Below are 14737 nucleotides of genomic sequence, written 5' to 3' on the forward strand. Positions count from 1 at the left end.
CAATCTGTAATCGTTGTTGTGTGCGTACACGCATCCATCCACGCATGGCGTGGATCTGCTGGATCCCGCACGCGCCAGATCGGTAGATCCACGCCATGCGTGGATGGCGCGCAAACAAAAAAAGGGACGGAGCCTTCGCTCCGTCCCCTGCAGGATGCGCGTTGTATCGCTGCGTGATGCTCAGGTCTCGCGCAGCGCCGTGGTGATCGGCAGCCGTGCCGCACGCAGCGCCGGGAACAATCCACCGACCAGGCCGATGCCCAGCGCCCACTTCAGCCCGCTCCACAGCAGTTCCGGCGATACATGGAACTTGAACACCACCGCGCTGAAATTGCTGCCGATGGTGGACACGCTGTAGCCGTTGAACAGCAGCCATGCCACCGCACAGCCGAGCAGGCCACCGAGCAGGGCCAGCAGCATGGTTTCCAGCAACACCGCAGTCACCACCGGCAGGCCACGGAAGCCGATCGCACGCATGGTGGCGATCTCGCGTGCACGCGTGGCCACGGCGGCATACATGGTGTTGAGCGCGCCGAACACCGCACCCACCGCCATGATGGTGCCGATCACCTTGCCGAGGATGTCGATCAGCTTGGTCAGACCGCCACCCTGCTTGCTGTAGTAGACGCGGGTGGTTTCCACGTCCAGCTTCAGGCGCGGATCGGCGGCGACGGCGGCCTTGAACTGCTCGAAGCCGGCCTTGCCGTCGGTGCGCACGCTGATCGACTGCCAGGCACTGCGCTGGTAGGTGGTGGCCAGCGTGTCGGCGTCGGTCCACAGTTCCGAATCATGCGCATCGCCGGTGGCGAACACGCCCACGACGGTCCACGTCTGGTTGCCCAGGGTGAGCGTCTTGCCAACGTCCATGTCGCGGAACTGGCTCTTGGCGCCCTGGCCGACCACGATCTCACGCAGTCCGGCGGCGAACCGGCGGCCTTCGACGATCTTGACCTTGTCATGCACGGCCCACGCCTGCGGGCCGACACCGCGGAACTGCGCGTTGACGTCGGTGCCATCGGCCTTGGACACCAGGTTGACCACCTGCGAGAGCTCCGGCGACAGCAGCGGCCGCCCCTGCGCATCGCGGCTGATGCCGGGCAGGGTGGACAGCGTGGGCACCTGTTCGCGGGTGATGACCGAGTTGGTTTCGGCCTGCGAGCCGCCGCGCAGCACGATCGCGGTGGTGTCATTGCCGGTGTTGTTCAACGTGGCCTGGAAGCCTTCACCCATCGCCAGCATGGCCACCAGCACGCCGACCACGCCGGCGATGCCGACCACGATCACCGAGGACGCACCCCAGCGCTGCGGCAGGCTGGCAACACCGATGCGGGTGGCGGCCAGCGCCAGCCGGCCACTGCGAGTGAGCGCCAGCCACAGCCCCAGCAGTACCGCGATGGCAGCGACGCCGATCCACGGCAGGCCGATCCAAACCACCAGGCCAACGACCAGCAACAGCACGGTCACCGCGTTTCCCAGCCACTTCTTGAGCTTGTTCATGTCGGTGTCCTCTTCAGCGGCCGGCGAGCGCGTCGACGATCTTCAGGCGCTTGGCGCGCAGTGCGGGCAGCAGCCCGACCACGATGCCGATCACCACGATCAGGACGATGCCCACCAGCCAGGTCGGCGTCGGTACGTGCGGCGGCAGCATGCCCATGCTCTTGGGGCTGATGGCCGGCAGGATCAGCGCCGCCAGGCCCATGCCGATCAGTCCGCCGAGGCCGATCAGCAGCACCGATTCGACCATCACCAGGGTCAGCACCGTGCTGTCCTTGAAGCCCAGCGTCTTCAGCGTCGCCAGTTCCGGAACGCGCTCGCGCACCGCCTGGGCCATGGTGTTGCCGGTCAACAGCAGCAGGGTGAAGAACACCGCACCCATGATCGAGGTGACGATCATGCCGATGTCGGCGAACTGCTTGACGAACGCCTGCTGGAACGCCGATTCGGTCTGGGTCTTGGTTTCGTGGTCGGAGTTGGCCGAGATCGCATCGATGGCCTGTGCCACCCGCGACGACTGCTCCGGGTTGTCCAGCGTCACCGTGTACCAGCTCACCTGGTTCTTGATGTAGTCGTTGGATTCATCGAAGTACTTCCAGTTCATCATCAACTGGCGTTCTTCGTTGGCTGCCAACGCGCGATCCTTCGAGCGGTAGATACCCTTCAGTTCCAGCGGCCAGTCGTTGCTGCCGCCACGCGGGAAGATGGTGGCCTGCAGCGGGATGGTGTCGCCGACCTTCCAGCCGAACTGCTTGGCCAGCGTCTCGCCGACGATCGCACCGGTGCGGGTCTGCTGCCAGTCCTGCAGCTGCGCCGGGTCGATCTGCAGCTCGCGGTAGACATCGAAGTAGTTCGGCGCCACCGAGAAGTTGGGGAAGAAGTTCTTCGGGTCCTGGTAGATGCCGCCGAACCACATGCCGTAGGTGACATCGCGCACGCCGCTGACCTGGCGGATCTGCGTTTCCAGGCGGATCGGCAGCGACTGGGTGATCGACAGGCGCGAGGCCACCACCAACCGGTTGGCGCCTTCCACGCTGCCACCGGACGAGAACGCCACGCGTACCGAGTCGAGCATGCCGAACAGCAAGAACGCGGCCACCACCGACAGCAGGGTCAACAGGGTGCGGGTGCGGCTGCGGAACAGCTGCGCCCAGACCAACGAGAAGTATTTCATCGCTGTGGCCTCCTTCAGTGGGCCAGCGGCGCGTCGGCCAGCTCGCCCTTGTCCAGGTGCACCGTGTGGGTGGCGTACTCGGCGGCCTTCGGGTCATGGGTGACCATGATGATAGTCTTGCCGTGTTCGCGGTTGAGCTGCTGCAGCAGGCCCAGGATCTCTTCGGCGGACTGGCGGTCGAGGTCGCCGGTCGGTTCGTCGCAGATCAGGAAGGTCGGGTCGGAGACGATCGCGCGGGCGATCGCCACGCGCTGCTGCTGGCCACCGGACAGTTCGTTGGGGCGATGGCTGCGGCGGTCGGCCAGGCCGACCAGGGTCAGTGCGATCTCGGCGTTGCGCTTGCGCTGCGCCGCGCTGAGGTGGGTCAGCAGCAACGGCAGTTCCACGTTCTTCTGCGCGGTCAGCATCGGCATCAGGTTGTAGAACTGGAACACGAAGCCGACGTGATGGCTGCGCCACGTCGACAGCTGGCCGCCGCTCATCTGGTCGATGCGCTCGCCTTCGATGCTGATCTCGCCGCCCGTGGGGTTGTCCAGGCCGCCGATCAGGTTGAGCAGGGTGGTCTTGCCGGAACCGGACGGGCCCATCAGCGCGACGAAATCGCCGCTGGCGATATCCAGGTCGATGCCGTGCAGCACCTGCACCTTTTCGGGGCCACGCTGGTAGGTCTTGGTGATGTTGCGCAGTGAAACCAGGGTCGACATGGGTGGTTCTCCACGGGAGGCGGGAAACAGGGAAGCGCACCGGCGGAGGCCGCGGGCGTGCGTCGAGCGGTGCTGCCGGCGGCGCCCGTGGGCGCCAGGCCGTTACTGCGCTTGTTTCTGTTGCACCTTGGCGCCATCGCGCAGGGTGTCCGGCGGGTTGACCACCACCGACTCTCCCGCGCTCACGCCCTTGAGGATCTGGCGGTCCTTGCCCATCGCCTGGCCGGCTTCGACCGTACGCTGCTGCACGCGGTTCTCGTCACCCAGCACGAAAGCCACCGAGACGCCCTCGCGCTGGACCACGGCACCGCCCGGCACGCGCACGCCCTGCGGCTTGCTGGCTGCCTGCGGCTGCGCCTGTTCCAGGAAGCTGACCCGCACGCCCATCTCCGGCACGATGCGCGGGTCTTTCACTTTCAGCGCCACCCGCACCTTCACCGTGGCCTTGCCGCGGTCAGCGGTGGGAATGATGGCAATCACCTCGGCCGGGATCTTCCAGTCCGGGTAGGCGTTGAGCGTGGCTTCCACCGGCATCTTCGGCTGCACGCGGCCGATGAAGGCTTCGCCGACCTCGACTTCGATCTCCAGCGATTCCATGTCGACGATGGTGCCGATGCCGGTACGGGTGAAGCCACCGCCGGCCGACAGCGGCGAGACGATCTCGCCGGGCTGCGCGGCCTTGGCGGTGACCACGCCGGAGAACGGCGCGCGCACGATGTTGTTGTCCACGCCGAGATCGGCGATGGACAGCTGGTCGTTGGCCACCTTGACGTTGCGCCGTGCGGTTTCCAGCTGCGCACGCAGGCTGTCACGCTGGGCCACGGCCTGGTCGTACTGCGAACGCGAGACCAGCTGCTGGCCGACCAGTGCCTGCAGGCGGCTGGCCTCGGCGGCGGCCTGCTTCTGCTGGGCTTCCAGACCGACCACCTGGCTGCGCGCGGCCTGCAGTTGCGAGGCATACAGGCTGCGCTGCGCGTCGGCATCGATCGGGTCCAGGGTGGCCATGATCTGCCCCTGTTCCACCCGCATGCCTTCTTCGATCATCACCTCGCGCACCTTGCCGGTGATCTTGGCCGACACCGTGGCCATGCGCCGGGCGACCACGTAGCCGCTGGCATCGAGCACCGAACTGCTGGCGCTGCCCTGCTGGATGGCCACGGCGGGTGCGGTGTCCACTTCCACGGTGGGCGCACGGCCGAACAGTGCGAACGCACCGCCGGCCAGCAGCACGATGATCACGACCACGGCGATCCACAGCCAGCGGCGGCCACCACTGCCACCACTGGAGGCAGGCGGCGGCGACTTGCGGTCGATACGGAGTTCCTTCAACAGCTCGGCAGAAGCGTTCATTCGTTCCATCACAGGCGTTCGGGCGGGTGTGACCGGAAGGGCAAGCAGCGGCGGTTCCGGCGGTGGAGCGTGCGGCACAGCATGAAGGCAGGTGCATCGGCGATGGCAGTGACAGCTGTCATCCGATGTCATTGACGGCGGCAACTGCGAAATGTGACCACGGCGGCACAGGATGGCAACGTCCCCGCTACCGGTACTGCCCATGGATCCGATCGCCCCGTCGCTGGCCCGCCTGCAGCAGGTGCAGGTGCGTTACCGCGACCATACCGCCCTGCACGGCATCGACCTGCAGGTCCGCGCTGGCCAGGTACTGGCCCTGCTGGGCCGCAACGGTGCCGGCAAGAGTACCGCGATCAGCGTGCTGTTGGGCCTGCGTCGCGCCGACGGCGGCCAGGTCGAGCTGCTGGGCGGTGATCCGCAGCAACGCGATCATCGGCTCGGCCTCGGCGTGATGCTGCAGAGCACCAGCCTGCCGCCGATGCTGCAGGTGGATGAACTGGTGGCGCAGGCGCGCCGCCGCCTGCGCCGGGTCGGCTGAACTGGCATGATCGGCAGCGATCGTCCCCGCCTGGAATCTTCCGTGTCGTCGAGCTGGATTGCGTCCCTGCTGCGCCCCGCACCGGATTCGGCGGTGGCCGAACTGCTGCGGCGTGGCAAGTCGCCCTGGAGTGGTGCGATCCACCTGCTGTGGTCGGTCTGGATCTTCCTCACCCCGGTGCTCGGGAATGGCTTCACGCTGCGCTGGTTGTTGCTGACGCTGGCCAGCTATCCGTTGTTCCTGCTGTTCTATGCCAAGGTGATGCTGGCGCCACGGCACCACGCTTGGCGCTACGCGCTGGGCATGATTGCGATGGCCCTGGTACTGCTGCCGTGGTATCCGTCGGGACTGAGCTACTTCGTGTTCGGCTGCGTGATGATCCGCATGAGCAGCCGCGGCGGTTGGTGGGTGTACCTGTTGCAGCTCACTGGTCTGAATCTCCTGTTCTGCAGCACCGCGCTCTACTTCGGTTATCCGTGGCAGGCTATGGTGTGGATGCCGGCGGTGTCGTTCATTGTCGGGCTGGTGGTGAACGTGGAGGCCTTGAGCCAGCAGCGCGACGTCGCCCTGCAGCTGTCCCAGGATGAGGTACGGCGCCTGGCGACCACCGCCGAGCGCGAGCGCATCGGCCGTGATCTGCATGACCTGCTGGGGCATACGCTGTCATTGATCACGCTGAAGCTGGAACTGGCGCGCAAGCTGTACGACCGCGATGACGCGCGTGCCCGGCAGGAAATCGGTGAGGCCGAGGACATTGCCCGCGAGGCGCTGGCGCAGGTGCGCAGTGCGGTCACCGGCATCCGTGCCAGTGACCTGGCCGGCGAATTGGCCTCGGCTCGCCTGCTGCTGGAATGCCAACAGGTACACCTGCAGTACATGCCGCCGCCGCCGATGCCGGTGGAGGTAGAGCGTGGGCTGGCACTGCTGCTGCGCGAGGCGGCGACCAACATCGTGCGCCACGCGCAGGCGACCCGGGTGCAGGTGGATTTCATGCTTGAGGACCGACAGTTGGCGATGCAGATACGCGACGACGGCCGTGGTGGCGTGCAGGCCGAGGGCAATGGATTGTGTGGCATGCGTGAGCGGGCAGCGGCGCTGGGTGGCCAGTTGACGCTGCAGTCGCCGCGCGGGGAAGGCACGCTGCTGACCGTGCGCGTTCCCCTGGCGGCCGCGACTACGCCGCTGTCGCCGGCATCGCTGGCACAGGGAGGCGCGGCATGATCCGCATACTGCTGGCCGAGGATCAGGCGATGGTGCGTGGCGCATTGTCGGCGCTGCTGGGTCTGGAGCCGGATATCGAGGTACTTGGCAGTGCCGCTGATGGCGAAGCCGCCTGGCGCATGCTGCAGCAGCTGCAGCCGGACATCCTGGTCACCGACATTGAAATGCCGGGGCTGAGCGGACTGGAACTTGCCCAGCGCATCGCCCGCCATGAACTGCCGATCAAGGTGGTGATCGTGACCACCTTCGCCCGCGCCGGTTTCCTGCGCCGTGCGCTGGAAGCGGGCGTGCTGGGCTATCTGTTGAAGGATGCACCGGCCGAGAACCTGGCCGAGGCGCTGCGCAAGGTGAAGCAGGGCATCCGTGCGATCGACCCGCAACTGGCCCTGGATGCCTGGTCGCAGGCCGACCCGCTGACCGACCGCGAGCGCCGCGTGCTGCGCCTGGCGGGCGAAGGCCGTACCGCCAGCGAGATCGCCGAGCAGCTGGGGTTGTCGCACGGCACAGTGCGCAATTACCTGTCCGAATGCATCGGCAAGCTGGGCGTGGCCAACAGGATCGAGGCGTATCGGCTGGCGCGGCAGAAGGGGTGGTTGTAGCGGCGGCCTGCTTTTCCCGGTGATGTCATTTCCGCGACCGCGGGGGGGTGTCACTTTCTTTGCGCGCAAAGAAAGTAACCAAAGAAACGCTCCGCCGGCCGCGAGCCGACGTGCTTCGCACGCCGGTGCCCTGCGCTCCTCGGTCCGTCGAGGGACGGCGCGGGAACTCGCTGCGCTCAGACACCCGCGCCTCTTCGCCCTCGCCGGACCTGCGGTGCTCGGCTCGTTCAAGGCGGACTGGAAGGTCAAGATCAACAACAAAAGCATCCACGCATGGCGTGGACCTACTGGGTGCAGGTGTGGCGTTTGACGTTGGGTCCGCCTTCCAGCGAGCCGAGCATCGCAGGGGAATCAGGGGCGCAGAGGCGCCGATGTCTGAGCGCAGCGAGTTCGGCGCCGTCCCCTGATTCGCCGAGAAGCGCAGGGCACCGGTGCGCAGCACCGGCTCGCGACCTGGCGGCGTGTTCTTTGGTTACTTTCTTGCACGAGCAAGAAAGTGACACCCCTGCGCAGTCGCGGAAATGACCCGCCGGGAACAACCGGCGAACCCAATCAATCCTTCCCGCGCGCCATCGCCTGGAATACGCCATCGCGCCGCACCCACAGGTGGAACAGCGCCGCACCCACGTGCATCAATACCGTGGCGAACAGAACGTAGGCCAGCAGACTGTGCGCATTGCGCAGCGCGGCGTACAGCGCTGGAGTGTGCGGCACGATCGGTGGCAGGTGCAGGCCACCGCCCAGCACGATCGGGTAGCCGCCCGCCGACAGCATCGCCCAGCCGATCAGCGGCATCGCCAGCATCAACGCGTACAGCATCCAGTGCGAAGCCTTCGCCGCCAGCACCTGCCACGCGGGAAGATCCGCTGGCAGCGGTGGTGGACGGTGGCGCAGGCGGTTGTACAGGCGCAGCACCACCAGCAGCAGGATGGCGATGCCCAGCGGCCGGTGCAGGTCGATCAGCAGGGGCCGCAGATGCAGCGAGGCGACCATGGTCACGCCGACGAACAGCATGGCGATGATCATCAGCGCCATGGACCAGTGCAGCACCCGGGCGAGCAGGTTGAAGTGGCCGTTGCCGGTGTTCATTGCGCAGCCTCCTTCGGTTGCTCGACGTTGCCGCTGGCGCGTTCGCGTTCGCGGCGGTTGAACGACTGCGAATACACCGCCGAGCGCGCGGCCAGGATCGGGTCATCACTGCCACGCACGCCGCTGGGCACGATCAGCGGATCGAAGTTGAGCTGGCCGCAGGCACCCTCTTCCTGCGACTGCATGCGGTCGAGGCTGAGCACACCGGCCACCACCTGATCGCGCGATTCCGGCCACGGTACCGAGGGGTCATCGATGGCATCGCCGGGTGCAGCCAGGCTGACCACCAGGTTCCAGCGCACCGGCCCGGTGGCCAGGCGTTGCTGCAGTTCCTGGCTGAGGAAATCGACGTTGGCCTGCTTGCGTGCGTCTGCATCCATTTCCACCACCGGTGCATGCGGCTGCCAGCGCCAGCGCACCGCGCGCTTCTGCCCCTGCGCGTTGGTGAACCAGAAGCTGTTGACGCTGTTGAAGGTGGTGTTGGCCCAGCTGCTGGTCCACGGTGCGCTCTTGGCCCACTGCTGGAAGGCCTGCGCGCTGGGGTATTTCGCCAGCACGGCGGCCATCTTCTGCGGGTCGGGCTTGCCGGTGGCCGGGTCCGGAATCTGCGCGCGGGTCTGCTCGTAGAAGGCCTCGGCAGTGGGCACGGCCAAGAACGGGAAGCTGTTCATCGCCATCCGCCATTCCTGGCCGTCATCGCTGACCATCTGCACCGCGATGCTGCGTACCCGTGCGGTGTTGTCGGCGCCGTAGGGGTCACCGCCGCCGATCGACAGCCGGCCCATCACCGGTACCTTGGACTGCGAGAACACCCGTGCACTGGAGAGTGTTGGCGCCTGCGCGCTGGGTTCGAACCAACCGCTGACGCACACGCCCTTGCTGTGCGCGCGGCGGAACCCGGGATGCGCAGGGCCGGTGGCCTCGATCGTGTCGGTGAAGCGCTGCGCGGTCAGCCGGTCGCGGCCGATCCAGCCGGCCAACCAGGCGAAAGCGAGGGCGACGAGGCCCAGGATCAGTGCGATCAGGGCGATCCAGGGCAGCGGTGAATGCTTGCGCGGTGACTGCGGCCCTTGGCCGGCGCGGGTGTAGCGGAAGAGCGACATGGTCGGAGTCCTGCCTTCACGGACGTGTGGGGGGGCGACCACCACATCCTCGCAGAACCCTTCCAGGCCCGGTATTCAAATTTTCGTCAAATCTGCCCCGCGATGCAGTGCCGACCAAGGTCGGCACCCACCGGAATTGCGGATCAGTACCCGCACCGGCATCGGTAGCGCCGGGCCATGCCCGGCGGCTGCATCAGGTGTACCGCGCTTTCAGCATTGCCCAGGCCGAACGCAGGGCGAGGGCTTCGCCACCGGCCGGGCGGCCCGGGCGTTCCCCATCATTCCAGGCATACACGTCCAGATGTGCCCAGCGCTGGCCATCTTCCAGGAAGCGTTCCAGGTACAGCGCGGCGGTCACCGAGCCGGCCATGCGCGAACCGGCGTTGGCCAGGTCGGCGATGCCGCTGCTCAGATAACGCAGGTACGGGCGCCACAGCGGCATGCGCCACACCGGATCGCGGGTGGCGTCGCCAGCCTGCAGCCACTGCTGGGCGAGCGTGTCATCGTTGCTGAACAGCGCTGGCAGATCGGGGCCCAGTGCGATGCGCGCCGCGCCGGTCAGGGTGGCGAAGTCCAGCACCAGGTCCGGCTTCTGCTCACCGGCGAAGGTCAGCGCGTCGCACAGGATCACCCGGCCTTCGGCGTCGGTGTTGTCGATCTCCACGCTCAGGCCCTTGCGGGTGGCGATCACTTCGCCCGGACGGAAGGCATCCGGGCCGATCGCATTTTCCACCGCCGGAACCAGCAGGGTCAGGCGCACCGGCAACTGCTGGGCCATCACCAGCCCGGCCAGTGCCAGCGCGTGGGCGGCGCCGCCCATATCCTTCTTCATGTTGCGCATGCCATCGGCCGGCTTGATGTCCAGGCCGCCGGTATCGAAGCACACGCCCTTGCCGACCAGCGCCAGCGCAGGGTCGGACTCCTTGCCCCAGCGCAGCACGATCAGCCGCGGCGCGCGGTGCGAGGCACGGCCCACCGCATGGATGGCCGGGAAGTTCTGCGCCAGCAGTTCGTCGCCGGTGATGGCTTCAACCTGCGCACCATGCGCTTCAGCCAGGGCGCGCGCGGCGTCTTCCAGCTGCTGCGGGCCCATGTCTTCGGTCGGCGTGTTGACCCAGTCACGCACGCGCAGGCTGGCGGCGATCAGGGCGGCCACCTCGCCGGTCGGTGCCGCAATCAGCTGGGCCGGCGTGCGGTTGCGCTTGCGGTAGCGGTCGAAGCGGTAGCTGCCCAGGCCCCAGCCCAGCTGCAGCAGCGCCTGTTCGGCGGCCGGCAGTTCGCTGGCCAGCTGCCACACGCTGCCTTCCGGCAGGGCATGCGGTGCATGGGCGTAGCTGTAGGCATCGGCACGATCGCCGACGCCGATCACCGCGCCCGCCAGGCCATCGGCGCCGGGCAGCAGCGCAACCGAATGCGCGCCGGCAGTGAAGCCCTGCGACTTCAACCACGCCTGGGTCGCAGCGGACTGGCTGTTCTTCCACGCCTCGAACTGGCTGCGGTCCAGCACGTGCAACGGCAGCGCGGCGGTGGTGTCGGCGGTGAAACCAGTGATCTCGCTCATGCGTCAGGTACTCCGGGATTCGTCAGCGTCGGCGGCGTCGAGGTTGGCATCGAGCCAATCGGCCAGGCCGGTGAGGGTGTCGAACTGCAGGTCAGGCTGCAGCTGCGGATGGTTCCAGGTGGCCGCTTCGCGGTTGATCCAGCAGCCGCGCAGGCCGGCAGCCATCGCGCCGGCCACGTCCATCTCGACGTGGTCGCCCACGTGCAGCACCTGCGCGGGGGCGACGCCCAGGCGGTCGCAGGCCGCGTGGAAAATGCTTGCTTCGGGCTTGGCCGCGCCATGCTCGCGCGCGCCCAGCTGGAAGCTGAAGTGATGGGCCAGGCCGATCCGTTCCAGGTCGGCGTTGCCGTTGCTCAACGCGGCCACCGGCACCCGCGCGGCGATCCGCGCCAGAGCGTCGAGCGCATCCGGGTAGCACTCCACCTGGTTGCGCGCGGCATAGAACACTTCATACGCCGGTTCCAGAAGGTCCAGGCTGGCGCCACTGTTTTCCAGCGCCTCCTGGATCGTCAGCCGGCGCAGCGCGCTCAGGTCGAAATGCAGGTGGGGGTTGTCGCGGAACGAGCGCTCGCGCAGTTCGCGCATGGCCGCCACCGGATACATCGCGGCGGTGGCGGGGCTGTGTTCACGCATCCAGTCGAACAGGACCTGGTCGATGCGGGCGCCGATCGGAGCGAACGGCCACAGCGTATCGTCGAGGTCGAGGGTAATGGCAAGGACAGGGAATTTCACCCCGCCATTCTACGCCTGCCCGCGCGCGCTTTCATGGCGCGCGCAGACAAGTGGGTTAACGCCCCTCAGCGCAGGTCGTAGGAACAGCTGATGGTTGCCTGGCCATCCTCCAGCCGCACGCTCAGGTCATGGCGGCCCACCTCCAGGGTGTAGTCGTCGGCTTCGTTGCGCGGGATCTTCGCCAGCGCCGCGATCTGGTCGATACCGGCGGTGCTGAAGTACGCGGTGTAGCTGTCGATGCCGTCCTCGCCGCTGTCGCCGTCGTGCAGATACAGGCGGTTCACCGGCTGGCCCAGTACGACCAGCGGCGTGGTCAACGCATAATCGCCATCGGACAGTTGGTCGTAAGCCTGCAGTTCGGTGGGCTTGAGCACCTTCACCAGGGTGGCGAACTGCGCCGGCGTCAGGTGGCGCTTGCAGGTGACCGCCTCGACCAGCTGGCTGCCGGCCGCGTCGGCGCTCGGCAGGGGGGCGGCCAGCACCGGGGCCGAGAGGGTGACGAGGCCGGCGAGGGCGAGGCAACGTGTGGCGAACGAGGTCATCCGAACGGATCCATCCGAAAAAAGGGGGACCATTCTGCCAGTTCTGCCCTTGTTTCCGGCCCTGCCATCGGCGCGATCATTGTCCTGGCCGGCTCACTCCAGCAAGCGCGCCCAGCCCTGCATGCCTTCCAGTCGTGCCAGCACCAGCTTGATGCAGACCAGCAGTGGCACCGCCAGCAGCAGGCCGATCATGCCCCAGGCCCAGCCGAACACCATCAGCGCCAGGATCAGCACCAGCGGTGACAGTTTCATCTGCCGGCCAAGCACGATCGGCGTCACCAGCTGCCCTTCCAGGGTATGCAGGGTCAGATAGGCGGCCGCAGGCAGCAGCGCCTGCAGCGGGTCGCGGAACTCGACGAAGCCCATCAGCAGCATCAACGCCACGCCGAGCAGCGGGCCGACATAGGGAGCGAAATTCAGCAGCGCCGCCACGGTGCCCCACAGCAGGGCCTCCTGCAGGCCGATGCCCAGCAGCATCAGCACGCCGGCCAACAGCAGGCCGACCACGGTGTTGATCACGCTGATGGTCAACACGTAGCGCGATACCTCATGTTCGATCGAGCGCAGGATATCGCTGGTGAATCGCTGCTGCTGCCGGTTCGGGAACAGGGCGATCGCCGCGCGCTGCAGGCTCTGGCCATAGATCATGAAGAACAATGTCAGCAGCACCACGGCCAGCACCGAGGCGGCCAGCCGCGGCGCGCGTGTCAGCATGCGGTACGGATCGTCCAGCTGGGTGCGGATCACCTGCACCTTGCGGTTGCCGTCGCCACCGGCTACACGCGCGAAGTTCTCCGCTGCCTGGTTGGCCTGCTGCACCGGCTTGGTCAGGTCCTGCACCTGGCGCGCGACCTTGCGCAGCTGCTGCGGTGCTTCCTGTGCCCAGTCCATCGCCGGGCCGATCAGCTGCACCGCCAATGCACCGGTCACGCCCAGTCCGGCGCCCAGCACCAGCAGAGCGCCGAGCGCGCGCGGAATCCACAGCTTCTGCAGCAGCCGCAGGATCGGGTTGCCGACCAGGGCGAAGAACATCGCCAGCAGGACCGGCAGGATGATGTCCTGCGCCGCCCACAGGGTGAACGCCACGGCCAGGGTCGCCAGTATCACCAGCGACATCGGGCCACGTGGGCGCGGTGCGGGAGGTAGCGGTGCGGGGGCGTCCGGCGCAGGCGACGACGGGGACAACAGGGGCTCGCTCATCGACGCACCGACCGGGAAAAGAAGCCCATTATCGGCCCGCCGCGATCAACGCGGCGGGTAAGGATCGTCAACGTTCGGACATCTCGGTGGCCGCTTCGGCCGGACGCGGCCCACGCAGCTCCGAGTCGGGCTCGGGCGCCGGCGCCGGCTGGGCTGCCGGTCGTGCAGCTGCGGGTGGTGGCTGCACGGTGGCCTCATCCGCCTGGTCGGCGGCATCGTCTGCGGTTTCCGCTGCCTGCGCCGCCACCACGGTGGCAAACGCGGCCTGCGCGCTGGCGAACAGGCTGGACACCGAACCCACCATCTGCAGCCACCGCGCGCCGTTGACCTTGCCCGGAACCTCCAGTTTGCCAGCGATGAAACCGCCGGCCAGGCCGACCACCACGATGCGCAGTGGCGACCAGCCCTGTCGCCAGACTTGGCTGAGCACGCCCCAGTTGCCCTGGGTTTCGCCGATGCGCACGGCCATCACCTGTTCGCAGCGCTTCACCCGCCGCTGCAGTGCACCGAACTTCATGGCTTGCCCTCCGGAATCTGCACGCCGGCATCGGGATCATCATCGGTGGGCTCATCGAACAGGCCCAACCGGGACAACTGGCGCCGGGTGGCGTGCATGCCGGTGTGGTGGAAGAAGTACGAAACCCGCCAGATTGCATAGCCGGTGACGGCCAGGCTCAGCAACGAGGTGATCAGCAGCGCCTGCAGCCAGCTCAGGCCGAAGCTCTGCAGCAGGGCGATCAGGGTGGCGGCCATCAACAACCAGGCCGAGGCGCCGAACACAATGGCGACGCCCGCCCAGGCCAACGCACGCCCGAACGCACTGCGTGCAAGCGCGAAGTCCGCCGACGCCAACCGGCGCAGCGAACGCAGCGAGTGCTTGGCCGAATCGACGGTCGCCCGGCCGGCAGCGCCGACCTGGCGGATGCTCTCGTCCAACGGCGGCGTGGCCGCCGGATCGGGACGTTGCGTGGTGTCTTCGCTCACGCCGCAGCTTACTTGTCGCTGCCGCGGGCCAGCTTGGCGATGATCCAGCCGGTAGCAAAGGCCACGCCGAACGAGGCCAGCGGACGCTCGCGGATCAGTTCAGCGGCGCTGTCGATCAGGTCCTTGCCCTTGTCCATCAGTGCGTCGACCTGTTCCTTGGCGGCGGCACCACCGAACTCGGCAGCCGCCAGGCCCGACAGCGCGCTGTCGGACAGTTCAGCCTTGACGTTGGCCTTGCCGATGCGCAGTTCGTCCGTCGCGGCGCCGGTAGCGCCCTTGATCGCACCGCCGGCAGCGCTGGCGGCCTGCTTCAGGTGGGAACCGGCTTCACCCAGGTGGTCCTTCAGGTTTTCGGTATTGGTGGGGCTCATCGAATCACTCCTGTTGCGATGGGGAAACGGGCGATCGGCTCAGCCGACCTGGACATACAGAGATAGCATCACGCG

General features: G+C 67.3%; 16 protein-coding genes. 3 read left to right on the forward strand and 13 right to left on the reverse strand.

From position 1 onward, the window contains the following. Positions 1 to 180: 180 nt before the first annotated feature. The 4 genes from ACEF39_RS01365 to ACEF39_RS01380 form a co-directional block, all read right to left on the reverse strand. Positions 181 to 1497, reverse strand: a complete 1317-nt coding sequence (locus tag ACEF39_RS01365) for an ABC transporter permease (protein WP_500286697.1) — start codon at positions 1495 to 1497, stop codon at positions 181 to 183. Positions 1498 to 1510: 13 nt separating this feature from the next. Then, positions 1511 to 2668, reverse strand: coding sequence for an ABC transporter permease (locus tag ACEF39_RS01370; RefSeq protein ID WP_340570991.1), 1158 nt, complete (start codon positions 2666 to 2668; stop codon positions 1511 to 1513). 14 nt (positions 2669 to 2682) lie between these two features. Next, positions 2683 to 3372: an ABC transporter ATP-binding protein gene (locus ACEF39_RS01375; RefSeq protein WP_025878346.1), complete on the reverse strand. Its 690-nt coding sequence runs from the start codon at positions 3370 to 3372 to the stop codon at positions 2683 to 2685. Positions 3373 to 3474: 102 nt separating this feature from the next. Next, complete coding sequence (locus tag ACEF39_RS01380) at positions 3475 to 4722, reverse strand: efflux RND transporter periplasmic adaptor subunit (protein ID WP_500286698.1); 1248 nt, start codon at positions 4720 to 4722, stop codon at positions 3475 to 3477. A 202-nt stretch (positions 4723 to 4924) separates the two neighbouring features. Here ACEF39_RS01380 and ACEF39_RS01385 point away from each other — a divergent pair, with 202 nt between their 5' ends. The 3 genes from ACEF39_RS01385 to ACEF39_RS01395 are packed head-to-tail and all read left to right on the forward strand — an operon-like array spanning position 4925 to position 7080. Further along, entirely contained in the window at positions 4925 to 5260 is a 336-nt protein-coding gene (locus ACEF39_RS01385) for an ATP-binding cassette domain-containing protein (RefSeq protein ID WP_500286699.1), read from the forward strand. A 6-nt stretch (positions 5261 to 5266) separates the two neighbouring features. Then, entirely contained in the window at positions 5267 to 6481 is a 1215-nt protein-coding gene (locus tag ACEF39_RS01390) for a sensor histidine kinase (RefSeq protein ID WP_500286700.1), read from the forward strand. Beyond that, complete coding sequence (locus ACEF39_RS01395; protein WP_025878350.1) at positions 6478 to 7080, forward strand: response regulator transcription factor; 603 nt, start codon at positions 6478 to 6480, stop codon at positions 7078 to 7080. Before ACEF39_RS01390 ends, ACEF39_RS01395 begins: the two co-directional genes overlap by 4 nt. A 552-nt stretch (positions 7081 to 7632) precedes the next feature. Here ACEF39_RS01395 and ACEF39_RS01400 read toward each other — a convergent pair. The 9 genes from ACEF39_RS01400 to ACEF39_RS01440 all read right to left on the reverse strand — a co-directional run bounded on the left by ACEF39_RS01400 (position 7633) and on the right by ACEF39_RS01440 (position 14662). Further along, positions 7633 to 8169, reverse strand: a complete 537-nt coding sequence (locus tag ACEF39_RS01400; protein WP_500286701.1) for a cytochrome b — start codon at positions 8167 to 8169, stop codon at positions 7633 to 7635. Beyond that, the gene (locus tag ACEF39_RS01405) at positions 8166 to 9272 is read right to left on the reverse strand and encodes a catalase family peroxidase (protein WP_500286702.1); all 1107 of its coding nucleotides are present in this window, start codon (positions 9270 to 9272) and stop codon (positions 8166 to 8168) included. The genes ACEF39_RS01400 and ACEF39_RS01405 overlap by 4 nt, the downstream gene beginning before the upstream one ends. Before the next feature lie 193 nt (positions 9273 to 9465). After that, on the reverse strand, positions 9466 to 10833 hold the full coding sequence (locus ACEF39_RS01410) for a leucyl aminopeptidase family protein (RefSeq protein WP_500286703.1): 1368 nt from the start codon (positions 10831 to 10833) through the stop codon (positions 9466 to 9468). Positions 10834 to 10836: 3 nt separating this feature from the next. Continuing rightward, positions 10837 to 11565 (reverse strand): HAD family hydrolase, encoded by a 729-nt coding sequence (locus ACEF39_RS01415; protein WP_089241387.1) that lies wholly within the window; start codon positions 11563 to 11565, stop codon positions 10837 to 10839. Positions 11566 to 11630: 65 nt separating this feature from the next. Then, entirely contained in the window at positions 11631 to 12107 is a 477-nt protein-coding gene (locus ACEF39_RS01420) for a hypothetical protein (RefSeq protein WP_500286704.1), read from the reverse strand. Between the two features lie 93 nt (positions 12108 to 12200). Then, complete coding sequence (locus tag ACEF39_RS01425; RefSeq protein WP_447933869.1) at positions 12201 to 13307, reverse strand: AI-2E family transporter; 1107 nt, start codon at positions 13305 to 13307, stop codon at positions 12201 to 12203. A 67-nt stretch (positions 13308 to 13374) separates the two neighbouring features. After that, entirely contained in the window at positions 13375 to 13824 is a 450-nt protein-coding gene (locus tag ACEF39_RS01430) for a protein sip-5 (RefSeq protein ID WP_500286705.1), read from the reverse strand. Then, complete coding sequence (locus tag ACEF39_RS01435; protein ID WP_089241379.1) at positions 13821 to 14291, reverse strand: phage holin family protein; 471 nt, start codon at positions 14289 to 14291, stop codon at positions 13821 to 13823. The genes ACEF39_RS01430 and ACEF39_RS01435 overlap by 4 nt, the downstream gene beginning before the upstream one ends. Positions 14292 to 14299: 8 nt before the next feature. Next, complete coding sequence (locus ACEF39_RS01440; protein WP_025878359.1) at positions 14300 to 14662, reverse strand: hypothetical protein; 363 nt, start codon at positions 14660 to 14662, stop codon at positions 14300 to 14302. Positions 14663 to 14737: the final 75 nt, after the last annotated feature.

Source organism: Stenotrophomonas indicatrix, assembly GCA_041545745.1.
Lineage (GTDB): Bacteria > Pseudomonadota > Gammaproteobacteria > Xanthomonadales > Xanthomonadaceae > Stenotrophomonas > Stenotrophomonas indicatrix_A.

Bases quoted from the DNA above. Each gene is read 5' to 3' on its own strand.
- ACEF39_RS01365 (WP_500286697.1), bottom strand. From the start codon at position 1,497: ATGAACAAGCTCAAGAAGTGGCTGGGAAACGCGGTGACCGTGCTGTTG.
- ACEF39_RS01370 (WP_340570991.1), bottom strand. From the start codon at position 2,668: ATGAAATACTTCTCGTTGGTCTGGGCGCAGCTGTTCCGCAGCCGCACC.
- ACEF39_RS01375 (WP_025878346.1), bottom strand. From the start codon at position 3,372: ATGTCGACCCTGGTTTCACTGCGCAACATCACCAAGACCTACCAGCGT.
- ACEF39_RS01380 (WP_500286698.1), bottom strand. From the start codon at position 4,722: ATGAACGCTTCTGCCGAGCTGTTGAAGGAACTCCGTATCGACCGCAAG.
- ACEF39_RS01385 (WP_500286699.1), top strand. From the start codon at position 4,925: ATGGATCCGATCGCCCCGTCGCTGGCCCGCCTGCAGCAGGTGCAGGTG.
- ACEF39_RS01390 (WP_500286700.1), top strand. From the start codon at position 5,267: ATGATCGGCAGCGATCGTCCCCGCCTGGAATCTTCCGTGTCGTCGAGC.
- ACEF39_RS01395 (WP_025878350.1), top strand. From the start codon at position 6,478: ATGATCCGCATACTGCTGGCCGAGGATCAGGCGATGGTGCGTGGCGCA.
- ACEF39_RS01400 (WP_500286701.1), bottom strand. From the start codon at position 8,169: ATGAACACCGGCAACGGCCACTTCAACCTGCTCGCCCGGGTGCTGCAC.
- ACEF39_RS01405 (WP_500286702.1), bottom strand. From the start codon at position 9,272: ATGTCGCTCTTCCGCTACACCCGCGCCGGCCAAGGGCCGCAGTCACCG.
- ACEF39_RS01410 (WP_500286703.1), bottom strand. From the start codon at position 10,833: ATGAGCGAGATCACTGGTTTCACCGCCGACACCACCGCCGCGCTGCCG.
- ACEF39_RS01420 (WP_500286704.1), bottom strand. From the start codon at position 12,107: ATGACCTCGTTCGCCACACGTTGCCTCGCCCTCGCCGGCCTCGTCACC.
- ACEF39_RS01425 (WP_447933869.1), bottom strand. From the start codon at position 13,307: ATGAGCGAGCCCCTGTTGTCCCCGTCGTCGCCTGCGCCGGACGCCCCC.
- ACEF39_RS01430 (WP_500286705.1), bottom strand. From the start codon at position 13,824: ATGAAGTTCGGTGCACTGCAGCGGCGGGTGAAGCGCTGCGAACAGGTG.
- ACEF39_RS01440 (WP_025878359.1), bottom strand. From the start codon at position 14,662: ATGAGCCCCACCAATACCGAAAACCTGAAGGACCACCTGGGTGAAGCC.